This window comes from Pseudomonas sp. DW-iso17, assembly GCF_058725345.1.
On record NZ_JBZXEA010000032.1, the window covers coordinates 17,981 to 30,017 of the forward strand.

General features: G+C 61.1%; 12 protein-coding genes. 3 read left to right on the plus strand and 9 right to left on the minus strand.

Going from position 1 to position 12,037, the window contains the following annotated elements:
* Positions 1-100: 100 nt before the first annotated feature.
* Positions 101-415 (minus strand): SCP2 sterol-binding domain-containing protein, encoded by a 315-nt coding sequence (locus AC4PS6_RS18345; RefSeq protein ID WP_014718185.1) that lies wholly within the window; start codon positions 413-415, stop codon positions 101-103.
* A gap of 56 nt (positions 416-471) precedes the next feature.
* A complete protein-coding gene (locus tag AC4PS6_RS18350; protein WP_032903875.1) occupies positions 472-1,182 on the minus strand; it encodes a histidine phosphatase family protein in 711 nt (236 codons plus the stop codon).
* A gap of 194 nt (positions 1,183-1,376) precedes the next feature.
* Between AC4PS6_RS18350 and sohB the strand changes: the two genes are divergently transcribed.
* Entirely contained in the window at positions 1,377-2,402 is a 1,026-nt protein-coding gene (gene sohB, locus AC4PS6_RS18355) for a protease SohB (RefSeq protein ID WP_014718187.1), read from the plus strand.
* 133 nt (positions 2,403-2,535) lie between these two features.
* Here the strand turns inward: sohB and dhaL are convergent, their stop codons facing one another.
* The 7 genes from dhaL to AC4PS6_RS18390 form a co-directional block, all read right to left on the minus strand.
* Entirely contained in the window at positions 2,536-3,180 is a 645-nt protein-coding gene (dhaL, locus tag AC4PS6_RS18360) for a dihydroxyacetone kinase subunit DhaL (protein WP_020301590.1), read from the minus strand.
* Positions 3,181-3,183: 3 nt separating this feature from the next.
* Positions 3,184-4,185 (minus strand): dihydroxyacetone kinase subunit DhaK, encoded by a 1,002-nt coding sequence (locus AC4PS6_RS18365; protein ID WP_014718189.1) that lies wholly within the window; start codon positions 4,183-4,185, stop codon positions 3,184-3,186.
* 156 nt (positions 4,186-4,341) lie between these two features.
* Complete coding sequence (locus AC4PS6_RS18370; protein WP_020301589.1) at positions 4,342-5,457, minus strand: erythritol/L-threitol dehydrogenase; 1,116 nt, start codon at positions 5,455-5,457, stop codon at positions 4,342-4,344.
* 27 nt (positions 5,458-5,484) lie between these two features.
* Positions 5,485-6,240 (minus strand): SDR family oxidoreductase, encoded by a 756-nt coding sequence (locus tag AC4PS6_RS18375; protein ID WP_020301588.1) that lies wholly within the window; start codon positions 6,238-6,240, stop codon positions 5,485-5,487.
* A 153-nt stretch (positions 6,241-6,393) separates the two neighbouring features.
* Positions 6,394-7,401 (minus strand): substrate-binding domain-containing protein, encoded by a 1,008-nt coding sequence (locus tag AC4PS6_RS18380; protein WP_014718192.1) that lies wholly within the window; start codon positions 7,399-7,401, stop codon positions 6,394-6,396.
* 34 nt (positions 7,402-7,435) lie between these two features.
* Positions 7,436-8,413 (minus strand): ABC transporter permease, encoded by a 978-nt coding sequence (locus AC4PS6_RS18385; protein WP_014718193.1) that lies wholly within the window; start codon positions 8,411-8,413, stop codon positions 7,436-7,438.
* Entirely contained in the window at positions 8,410-9,897 is a 1,488-nt protein-coding gene (locus tag AC4PS6_RS18390) for a sugar ABC transporter ATP-binding protein (protein ID WP_336826292.1), read from the minus strand. The genes AC4PS6_RS18385 and AC4PS6_RS18390 overlap by 4 nt, the downstream gene beginning before the upstream one ends.
* 262 nt (positions 9,898-10,159) lie before the next feature.
* Between AC4PS6_RS18390 and rpiB the strand changes: the two genes are divergently transcribed.
* Together rpiB and AC4PS6_RS18400 are read left to right on the plus strand one after the other, a co-directional pair.
* Positions 10,160-10,621 carry a ribose 5-phosphate isomerase B gene (gene rpiB, locus AC4PS6_RS18395; protein ID WP_019817614.1) on the plus strand — a complete coding sequence of 154 codons (462 nt, stop codon included), beginning with the start codon at positions 10,160-10,162 and terminating at the stop codon, positions 10,619-10,621.
* Between the two features lie 63 nt (positions 10,622-10,684).
* Positions 10,685-11,665, plus strand: a complete 981-nt coding sequence (locus AC4PS6_RS18400; RefSeq protein ID WP_003191835.1) for a sugar-binding transcriptional regulator — start codon at positions 10,685-10,687, stop codon at positions 11,663-11,665.
* Positions 11,666-12,037 lie beyond the last annotated feature (372 nt).

The following is a 12,037-nucleotide window of genomic DNA, read 5'->3' on the forward strand; positions in this document are numbered from 1 at the left end:
AGGCAAGCCAGCTCCCACAAGGGGTCTTCATTCTCCGCGAGAATGCAGGCAAAAAAATCCCGCCGGGGAGGCGGGATCAGGATTCAGGGTTACCCGTGAATCAGGAAGGGAACAGCTCGCTCAGCTTCATCGCCAGCATCATGTCGCCTTCGGTGCGCAGCTTGCCGCCCATGAACGCCTGCATGCCGTCGGTGGAGCCGTCGACGATGCCTTCCAGGGTCTCGCTGTCCATCACCAGGGTGACCTGAGCGTCAGGGTTTTCGCCTTCTTTGAGTTCGCAGGTCTTGTCCTTGACCACCAGCGAGAAATTCTTGGTGTCGTCGATACGGAAACCGAACACCAGGTCCAAGCCTTCGGCAGCGCTTGGGTTGAATTTGGCTTTCATTGCTTCTACGGCTTTAGCTACGTCAGTCATGGTTTCGATCCTTAAGGGTAGAGTCCAGTGACCTTGGGGTCACGGTTGGCCACAGTTCATCGGAAAGTGATGAGCTGCGGCGCCTTCAACAGTTGCAAGTGGGCGTGACTGTTGAAGGAAGCCAGTGCCACCTCGCGACCACGGAACTTGAGTTGGTTGAGCGAGGTGTTAACAATTTGCCAGTTCATTTCGAAGGCCTGGGCGGCAGGCATTCGGGTAATCAGGTGGAGCAGGGCGGTGATGGTGCCGCCGGAGGTGAATACGGCGATTTTGTCGGTGTGGTTCGCGGCTTCCAGGATACGCTGCAAGCCACCCTGGACCCGCTCGACAAACCCCAGCCAGCTTTCCAGCCCTGGTGGGTCATAGGTGCCGGCCAGCCAGCGTTCGATGATCAGGGCGAAAATGCGCTGGAACTCGCTGCGGTTCTGCGGGCCGTTGCGCAGGATGTGCACGGCATCCGGTTCACTGCTGAGCAGGTCGGGCAACAGGCCGCGAATGATCGCTTCGCCGTCGAACTCGTTGAACGCGCTATCTGTTTCCAGCGCCGGAACCGGCAAGCCCAAGGCGCTGTACTGATCGAACGTGGTGCTGGCAGTGTGCTGCTGGCGACGCAGGTCGCCGGCGATGCAGCGGTCAAACGCAATGCCCAGGTCTGCCAGGTGGCGACCGAGCACTTGCGCTTGTTCCACGCCAACGGGCGAGAGGACGTCATAGTCGTCTGCACCGAAGGAGGCCTGGCCATGTCGAATCAGATAAATGCTGCCCACGTCCGTTTTCCCGGTACGTTGAAAGTCTGGCGAGGTTATGAGGATGCCTGCGAGCTGTCAATGAAAAAACATACGCTTGTTTTAAAAGCGCGTTGGAGCCCGCCTGCTGGCGGTTTGATCACTGGCTCCTTCGCAGTGGCGTCGGTATGCTGGGGCCATCCGCGCCCGGCGCAGTGCATTTTTTAAGGAGACATATGGATTTTTTGGCCGAATACGCGAGCTTTCTGGCGAAGACCGTCACCCTGGTGGTCGCTATTCTGGTGGTACTGATCAGCTTTGCAGCACTGCGCAGCAAAGGTCGTCGTAAGTCCGCCGGCCAATTGCAGGTCAGCAAGCTGAATGATTTCTACAAGGGCCTGCGCGAGCGCCTGGAGTCGAGCCTGCTCGACAAGGACCAGCTCAAGGCCCTGCGCAAGTCCGAAAGCAAAGCCGAAAAGAAGAAAGACAAGAAGAAGCCCGAGCCCAAGCCGAGGGTGTTCGTGCTGGATTTCGACGGTGACATCAAGGCCTCGGCCACCGAAAGCCTGCGCCATGAAATCACCGCACTGCTGAGCCTGGCCACGCCCAAGGATGAAGTGGTGCTGCGCCTGGAAAGCGGCGGCGGCATGGTGCACAGCTATGGCCTGGCCTCTTCGCAACTGGCGCGTATCCGCCAGGCCGGCGTGCCGTTGACCGTGTGCATCGACAAAGTGGCGGCCAGCGGCGGCTACATGATGGCCTGCATCGGCGAGAAGATCATCAGTGCACCCTTCGCCATTCTCGGTTCCATTGGCGTGGTGGCGCAGTTGCCCAACGTCAATCGCCTGCTTAAAAAGCACGACATCGACTTTGAAGTGCTGACCGCCGGTGAATACAAGCGCACGCTCACAGTGTTCGGCGAAAACACCGAGAAGGGCCGGGAGAAGTTCCAGGAGGATCTGGACATCACCCACCAGCTGTTCAAGAACTTCGTCTCGCGTTACCGCCCACAGTTGGCGATTGACGAGGTGGCCACCGGTGAAGTGTGGTTGGGCGTCGCTGCCCTCGACAAGCAACTGGTCGATGAGCTGCAAACCAGCGACGAATACCTGGCTACCAAGGCCAAGACCGCCGAAGTGTTCCACTTGCACTATGCCGAGCGTAAGAGCCTGCAAGAGCGCGTGGGCCTGGCGGCCAGCGGTTCGGTGGACCGGGTGCTGTTGACCTGGTGGAGCCGCTTGACCCAGCAGCGGTTCTGGTAAGCCAGTACTGAAAACCAGGTAATCCCTTGTGGGAGCGGGCCTGCTCGCGAATGCGGTATATCAGTCAATAGATTTGCTGGCTGACACTCCGCATTCGCGAGCAAGCCCGCTCCCACATTGGTTTTCGGTCATGTCAGGTTAAACGGGGTTTAATCGAGTCCGCCAACTGCGTAAGGATCAGGCAGCACGACACGGCCCCGGCATCCAGAACGCCGAGGGAGCGCTCACCCAAACGACTGGCCCGGCCAATCTTGGCCACCAGGTCCTTGGTCGAATCCCGCCCTTGGGAGGCGGCCGTTTTCATCGCATCGAGCGCATCGCTGAAAGAACGCCCCGACGCATGCGCCCGTTCAAACGCTTCTACCGCCGGAATCAATGTATCCATCAAGCACTTGTCGCCCACGCCCGCTTCGGTGATGTCCTGCAGCGAGGTCAAGCCGCCGCGCAGCAGGCGGGCGAAGGTGGCGGCGTCGATGTCTTCACTGCCGCGCACTTCGTCGGCCATGCCGATAAACAGGCTGCCATACAAGGGCCCCATGGAGCCGCCGATGCCTTCCATCAGGCTCAGGGTCAGTTCATCCAGAGCTTCGGCCAGGGTCAGTTGGCGGCCTTCGATCGTGCGGCCGCAATGGGCAAAGCCTTTGGCCATGTTGATGCCATGGTCGCCATCGCCTATAGCGCCGTCGACTTCGCTGAGGTACTCCCGGTTGGCCACGATCACGCTGACCAGGTCGGCGACGATGGCGCTGCCATCATGGGTGGAAAAATGCTGGCTCATGGTTCACTCCGCCTGGGTCATGCCGATGGAGCGGCAGGGTTGGTCGATCAGGGTTTTCAGCTCGGCGTCGAGGCCGAGCAGGGTCAAGGTCACGCCCATCATCTCCAGGGAAGTGAAGTAGTTGCCCACGTAGCAACGGTGAATCTTCAAACCTTTGGCCTTGAGCTGTTTTTCCACCTCGGCGTAGAAAATATACAACTCCATCACCGGGGTGGCGCCGAGGCCAGAGACCAGCACCACCACGCTGTCGTCCTGGCTGAAATCGCGGTCGGCGAGGATCGGCGCCAGCATGCGCTCGGCCATGGCGGCGGCCGGTTCAATCGGGATGACTTCGATGCCCGGCTCGCCATGATGGCCAATACCTAATTCCATCTGCCCGTCGGGAATCTGGAAGTTCGGCTTGCCCACCGCGGCGATGGTGCAGGGCGTAAGGCCGATACCAATCGAGCGGCAGTGGTCGACGGTTTTCTGCGCCACCCGAATCACGCCGTCCAGGTCGTAATGCTGGGCAGCGGCGGCACCGCCGATCTTCCACATGAAGATCTCCCCGGCTACACCGCGACGCTTGGCGATGTCGGCCTTGGGCGCGGACGCCACGTCGTCGTTGGCGACCACCGTGCGGATGCGCATGTCTTTGCTGGCGGCCATTTTCATCGCCAGCTTCACGTTCATGTTGTCGCCCGCGTAGTTGCCATACAGGCAGGCAACGCCAGCACCATGGTCGGCAGCGCGGAAGGCGTCGAAAAAGCTTTTGGCGGTGGGCGAGGAAAAAATCTCGCCAACGGCCACCGCATCCACCAGGCCTGGGCCAACATAACCGAGGAACGCCGGCTCATGCCCGGAGCCGCCGCCGGTGACAATGCCAACGCGGCCCTGGGCTGAGGGCTTGGCCTTGACGATGACCCGTGGGTTGCTTTCGTACTGGCGCAGCTCGGGGTGCGCGACCAGGATGCCGCGCAGCATGTCTTCGACCACTTGGTCGGGATCGTTGATGACTCGATTCATAACGCGGGTTCCTGTGTTCTTGTTCTTAGGGGCGGCACTATTCCACTGTGGGAGCTGGCTTGCCTGCGATGGCGGTGTGTCAGCTGGGGATTTTTTACTGATGCACCGTCATCGCAGGCAAGCCAGCTCCCACAGGGTTTTGTGTTGTTACTCAGATCAGGGTTCGAGCACAACCTTCAGCGACTTGTCGCCGCGCTCCATCACTGCAAACGCTTCCTTGAAATCCGCCAGCGCAAACTTGTGGGTCACCACGTCGCGCATGTCGATCTTGCGGTTGCCGATAAAGTCGATGGCCCTTGGGTACATATACGGTCCCAGGTGTGAGCCGAGGATATCCAGCTCCTTGCGGTCGCCAATGATCGACCAGTCCACCGTGGCCTCGTCATTGAACACGCTGAATTCGACAAAGCGTCCCAGCTTGCGCAGCATCGCCAGGCCCTGGTTCACCGCCTTGTGGTGCCCGGTGGCTTCGATATAGATGTCGCAGCCGTAGCCATCGGTGATTTCGCGGATTTTCGCCAGCACATCCACCTCGGCCGGGTTCCACACTTCATCGGCGCCCAGGCGCAGGGCGAGGGCGGCGCGTTCGGTTTTCATGTCCAGCACGATGAGTTTTTTAGGGTTGCGCAACCGCACCGCGCCGATGATGCCCAGGCCCAGGGTGCCAGCGCCGGCGACCACCACGATGTCGTCATGGTCGACGTTGGCACGTTCCGCCGCGTGCAGCGAGCAGGCCAGCGGCTCGATCAGGATCGCTTCATCGGGGGCGATGGATTCCGGTACTTTGTGGATGATGCCTTCCTTGGTGAAGATCATGTATTGGGCCATGGCGCCCTGCACATTGTTCTGGAAGCCATACAGGTCGTGCTTCTGGCACATCCAGTACTGGCCGTGGTTGCAAAAGCGGCAGCCCCAGCACGGCACGATCTGCTCGGAGATCACCCGGTCGCCCACGGCCACGCCGCGCTTCTCGGCGCCTGGGCCAAGGGCGACCACGCGGCACACGAACTCATGCCCGGGGATCATCGGTGGCTTCACGTAGCGCGGTTGTTCGGCATCGCCCCAGAACGACGGCGCGCCGCGATAGGTCTTGATATCGCCCATGCAAATGCCGCACAGCTCGACTTTGGTCAGGATCTCGTCGGGGCCGGGGGTGGGCACGTCGACGGTTTCCAGGCGGTAGTCTTCCGGGCCGTGGCAGACCACAGCCTGCATGGTTTTCGGGATGCTCGGGGCGAGTTGTTCAGGTGTGCGTTCGGTGACAGTGGACATGACAAAACCTCACGACATAACGATGAATTACTGAATGCTGTAACCGCCGTCGATCACCATGTTGGCGCCGGTGATCATCTGCGCGGCGTCGCTGAGCAGGTACAGCGCCAGCCCGGCGATTTCTTCCGGCTGGGCAAAGCGACCTGCCGGGATCTGCAATTTGGCCCGCTCACCCACCTCGCCGGCCCAGGCTTTTTTACCCAGGGCGGTTTCGACGATGGTGGGGGAGATAGCATTGACGTTCACCTGCGGCGCCCACTCCATGGCCAATACTTTGGTCATGCCGACGATGGCGGCTTTGCTGGCGCAGTAGGCGACGTGACGGTCCAGGCCAATCACGGCGGCCTGGGACGCCAGGTTGACGATGCGCCCGCTGCCCTGGGCGATCATGTGCCTGGCGCAGGCCTGAGCCATGAAAAAGCTGGCCTTGAGGTTGATGTCCAGGGTGGTGTCCCAGGCGCTTTCGCTGACGTCGATGGCCTTGTCCAGCAGCACCACGCCTGCGCTGTTGATCAGGTAATCCAGGCGCTGGAAATGTGCGAACACCTTGTCGACGGTCGGTTGTATCTGGTCGATCTTCCCGAGGTCGACGGCAATGCCCAGGTGCCCGGCACCCAGGCTGGCGGCCACCTCGACCACGGCCGGATCGCGGTCCAGCAGCGCCACCCTTGCGCCGCGTTCCGCCAGCAAGGTAGCGCAGGCCAGGCCGATGCCGGCGGCGCCACCGGTGATCACCGCGCAACGGCCGCTGAGGTCGAAGGCTTGGTTCCAGAAACCAGACATGAATGACTCCCGATACAGATCAAAAGGTAGAACTCGGTCCAATGTGGGAGCTGGCTTGCCTGCGATTGCATCAACCCGGTCTACCTGATGCACCGAGGTGCCTGCATCGCAGGCAAGCCAGCTCCCACAGTTGACTGTGTTTCAAGCCACTGACTACTTACCGCCGCTGACTTGCTTGTACAGCGCATCCGCATTGGCATTGGTCACCGGCACCCAGGGCAGGATGTAGTTCTTGGCTGTGCCGTCGGCCCATTTCACGTCCTTGGCGTAGCGCTCCCAGATCACCGATTGCGGCTTGTAGTCCTCGCCTGCCAGGGCGCGCAGGGCCACGTCCAGTGCGCCTTGGGATTGGGCCTGGGCATCCTGGAGGAAGGTGGTGACTTCGTCCTTTTTCGCCGCCTGGATCGCATCCGGCATGCCGTCGATAGAGGTAACGGGCACATCCTTGGCGGTGAGGCCATGGGACTTCAAGGCCTGCACGGCGCCCAGGGCCATGTCGTCGTTCTGGGCGATCACGCCATTGATGCCCTTGGGGTGGGCGTTGAGCCAGTCTTCGGTGAGGGTCATGGCCTGGGCGCGGTCCCAGTTGGCGGTTTTCTTTTCGATGATCTTGATGTCCGGGTGTTTGCCCAGCACTTCCAGCTCGCCTTTTTCCCGGTCGATCTGCGCCGACTGGCCAATCGGGCCCTGGATGATCACCACGTTGCCCTTGCCGTTGAGCTTGTCGACCATGGCCTGGGCCTGCAGGCGGCCGCCTTCCACGTCGTCGTTACCCACATACGGCACGCTGGCATCGGCTACTTTCGTATTGGAGGCGATGACCACCACGTCGTTGCTCATGGCGGCCTTGACGGTGCCGACGCCGGCCTTGGTATCAATCGGCACGAACAGAATCGCGTCGTAGCGTTGGGTCACCATATTTTCGATCTGGTTGTTCTGGGTCAGGGCGTCGTAGTTGCCGTCGAACACGGTCAACTGCACGGTGCCATCCTTGACGGCCGGATGCTCCTTGAGCTCACGAACCCAGTTCTGCATGAACTGCCCCTTGAGGCCATAGACGGCTGCGCCGATCTTGTAGGTCTTGCCGTCGGCGGCCAGGGCGATACTGCTGGCGAGCAGGGAGAGGGCCGCCGCGGCGGCCAGGGTGGTACCCAGTTTCATAAGTAGAACTCCGGTTATTGTTATGGGTCGTTCTTCAGCGTTTCTTCTTGCGCCACACGTCGATCAGTACTGCGAACACAATGATCAGGCCCTTGGCGACCTGCTGGTAATAGGAGGACACGCCGAGCAGGTTCAGGCCGTTGTTGATCACGCCGATCAACAGGGCCCCGAACAAGGTGCCGACAATGCTGCCGGTACCGCCCGACAGGCTGGTGCCGCCGATCACCACCGCGGCAATCGCGTCCAGCTCATAGGAAACCCCGGCCTGGGGCAGGGCAGAGGTAGTGCGTGCCGACAGCACCACGCCGGCCAACCCGGCGAGCAGGCCCGAGACCACGTACACCGAGAACATCACCTTGCGCACGCCAATGCCGGAGGTGCGTGCGCTTTTTTCATTGCCGCCCACCGCATACACATAACGGCCGTAGGTGGTGTAGCGCAGCACCATCCAGAAAATAAGCGCGACCACGGCGAAGATGATGATCGGCACGCCCACCGGGCCGACCTTGCCGATGCCGAGGGCCAGGTAGGCGTCGGGCAGGTCGGTGATCGGGCTGCCGTCGTTGAGAATAAAGGTCATGCCCCGCGCGATGCTGAGCATGCCGAGGGTGGCCACGAACGGCGGGATCGACAGGTTGGCGATCATGAAACCATTGACCACCCCGAGCATCGCGCCGGCAAACATCCCTGCGCTGACCGCCGCCAACAGGCCATAACCCTGGGTGGCGACCATGGCGCTGCACAACCCGGCGAACGCCAGGATCGACCCCACCGACAGGTCGATACCCTTGGTCAGGATCACATAGGTCATGCCCACGGCGAGAATGCCGTTGATGGAGGTCTGGCGCAGGATGTCCATCCAGTTGCGCCAGGTCATGAAGTACTCACTGGAAAACGCCATCACCACGCACAGCAGGATAAACACCAGCGGCAGGCCGAAGCGGTCGAGGGACAGGCGCAGGCGGTTGCGCGGCGCGGCGGTAACGGGGGCAACGATGGTTTTGGCATTCATGAGGCAAGACTCAACAAGGCTTCCTGGGAAAGGGCGGTGTCGGTGCTGATAGTGACCAGCCGGCCGCCTTTGAAGACGGCGATGCGGTCGCTCAAGTGCAGCAGTTCCGGTGCTTCTGACGACACCACAATGGCTGCGCCACCGGCCCGCACAAACTGGTCGAGCAGGTGGTAGATCTCCTGTTTGGCGCCTTCGTCGATGCCGCGGGTGGGTTCATCGCAGAGCAGGCACACCGGTTCCGTGGACAGGCATTTGGCGAGCACCACCTTTTGCTGGTTGCCGCCGCTCATGGACGCCACCGGCAGCTCCAGGGAACTGGTCTTGATCTGCAGGCGCTTGACCATCTCCTCGGCCAGTTGCGCCTCTTTGCGTGCGTTGATCAGCGACCAACTCGACAAGCGCTTATAGGCCGACAGTGCAATGTTCGACAGGATGCTGCCGGTCAGCACCAGGCCGCTGTCCTTGCGGTCTTCGGTGACCAGCGACATGCCGGCGTCGATGGTCGCCTTGGGCTGCCCGATGGGCATGGGCTTGCCTTGCAAGGTAACGCTGCCGGCATCCGCCACGGTCAGGCCGTAGATGCAATTGAGGAATTCACTGCGCCCGGAGCCCATCAACCCATAAATGCCGAGGATCTCGCCACGGCGCAGTTGCAGGCTGATGTCGTGGAACTCACCGTTGCGGCTCAGGTGGTCGACCTGCAGGCAGGTGCTGGCCGCGCATTCGCGGCCCACCTTGTGGTCGATGCGCGTCAGTTCCTGGCCGACAATGCCGCGCACCAGGTGGTCGCGGTCGATATCGGCCATGCGCCCGCTTTCCACAAAGGCGCCATCACGGAAGATGCTGTAGTCATCGGCGATCTGCGCCAGTTCGCTCAGTCGATGGGACACGTACACGATGCCGGCACCGCGTGCGGTAAGGCGGCGAATCGCCTTGAACAGGGTTTCGGCCTCGCGCTCGCCGATGGCCGAGGTGGGCTCGTCCATGATCATCACCTGGCAGTCATGGCTGAACGCCTTGGCGATTTCCACCAGTTGCATCTGCGCCACGCTCAAGCGGTGCATGGGGCTGGTGGCGTCGACGTCGAACTCCAGGCTTTCGAGCAGTTCGCGGGTGCGGCGATTGAGGGTCTTGCTGTCGACGATGCAACCGGCGCGGCGCGGTTCGCGGCCCAGCCAGATGTTTTCGGCGACGGTCATGTAGGGGATGGGTTCGAGCTCCTGGGTGATCATTGCGATCCCCGCGGCCAAGGCTTCACTCGGGCGATTGAACTGCACCGGTGCGCCGTTGAGCACAATGCTGCCGGCGTCACGCTGGGTGATGCCCATCAGGATGCTCAGGAAGGTCGACTTGCCGGCACCGTTGCCGCCGCACAGGGCGTGGACGCTGCCGGCGCGCAGAGAAAGGCGCCCGTCGCGCAGGGCTGGCACCCCGGCGTAAGCCTTGGCGACATGTTCAGCCTGGAGCAGTAATGGCGTGGCCATCGGCGTGTCCTCGTGCTGTGAATTCTTATTAGGTCGCACAGTCATGTTTCGCTGTGATCATATGTGTATCAAATGAAATTCTGATCAGTCAATCTCTTTCACTTAAAAGGTGTGATTCTCATCTTTGACGCGGTTATTGCCTTGGTATAGGGCTTTGACTGGCAGGTCAGTTAAATCTCGCTTGACAGTAAGGGGTGAATGCTTGCGAAATGAGTGAGAGATATTTCACTAAGTGATCATTTGATCAGTGGAGTTTGGCGCCATGAACACACCTTTCCCGGTGGCTATCGGATGCGATGAAGCAGGTTTTGAGCTCAAAGAGTTGTTGAAGCGCCATATCGAGGCGTTGGGGTACCCGGTCACCGACTTCGGTACGCATTCAACGGCACCGGTGCTGTACCCGGACATCGCCTTGGCCGTGGCCACGGCCATCAATGCCGGGCAACAGCGCCTCGGCGTGCTGGTATGCGGCACCGGCATAGGCATGGCCATCTCGGCCAACAAAGTTCTGGGCATCCGTGCGGCCCAGGCTCATGACACCTACTCGGCGGAGCGGGCGCGCAAGAGCAACGATGCGCAAATCCTCTCCATCGGTGCGCGGGTCATCGGTGCGGAGTTGGCCAAAAGCATCGTCAGTGCGTTTTTGGCCTCGGAGTTCGAAGCGGCGCGGTCCGGGGCCAAGGTCGAGCGCATCAATGCGATCGAGCGCGATGGGCATCAGTAGTGGACGGCGCAGGGCAAGAGTCGGGAGAATGCGCCTTTGACGCCGAAACGGAAGCCCGTCCCCATGAGTGACAGTACCCAGCGCATGGCCAGTGATATCGATCAGATGACCGAAGTGGCGATGCTCTATTACCTTGAGAACGTCACTCAGGAGGCCATTGCCAAGCGTTTTGACCTGTCGCGGGCAAAAGTCAGCCGCCTGCTCAAGCGCGCGCGCGATGAAGGGATTGTCGAGGTGCGCGTGCTGCAGCACCCGGCAATGAACAACGAGCTGGAACGGGCACTGGTGGAGCGCTTCAAGCTCGACCGCGCCTTGATTGCGGTCGACCACAGCGACCCCGACACCCAGCGCTCGGCGGTCGCCAGCCTGGTGGCCAACTACCTCAACAAGACCCTGGGCGACGGCATGATCGTTGCGGTGGGCATGGGGCGTAACGTCGGCGCGGTGGCCGATAACGTGTTTCTGCCGGTGACCCGCAACTGCACCTTCGTGTGTGCCATCGGCGGTTCGCTCAAGGCCGGTGAATACATGAACCCTGACCACATCTGCCGGCGCCTGGCCCTGCGCTTTGGGGGCGAAAGTGAAAGCCTCTACGCTCCAGCGCTGGTGGCCAACCCCGAGCTGCGCGGGGTGCTGATCAACAACGACACGGTGCGCTCCACCCTTGACCGCGCACGCCGCGCTGACATTGCCTTGATCGGCATCGGCGACATGAGCGAGAACAGCAACATGGTGCGCATGGGCTGGTTCTCGCCCCAGGAAATAGCCCAGGCGCGCCTGTCTGGCACTGTGGGCGACATGATGGGCTATGACTTTATCGACATTCACGGCCAGCCGGCGGTCAACGCCATCCAGGGGCGCGTGATCGGGTTGACGGTGCAGGAGCTGTTTCGCATCCCGGATGTGGTGGCGATTGCCAGTGAGAACACCAAGGCGGCGGCGACCTTGGGGGCGTTGCGCTCGGGAGTGATCAATACGCTGGCGACCACCGTCACCAACGCCCACACTATCCTGGCGCTGGACGATGCCACTCGTAAAACCTGATACAGATCGTTCCCACGCTCCAGCGTGGGAACGCATCCTGTGACGCTCCGCGTCACCCTTGCGCGGGTGGGACGCGGAGCGTCAAAGGCGGCATTCCCACGCGGAGCGTGGGAACGATCAACACCGAGGTGCCTGCATCGCAGGCAAGCCAGCTCCCACAAGTATTGGTGTGCTTCTGATAGGGGCTACAGGTTTTGTAATAGTTTTGCGCTGTAGGAAATTTGTATTTCAAATGTAGGATTCAAGTCCTTTTGTCATTTCAGGACTTGCATGAACACCCTCTCGGAGCCTCCCAGTCGTCTTTCCCCAAGACAACCGCTGTCGCTGTTCCCGCTGAAGCACCCCGTATTCCGTCAACTAACCTTGTCTCGG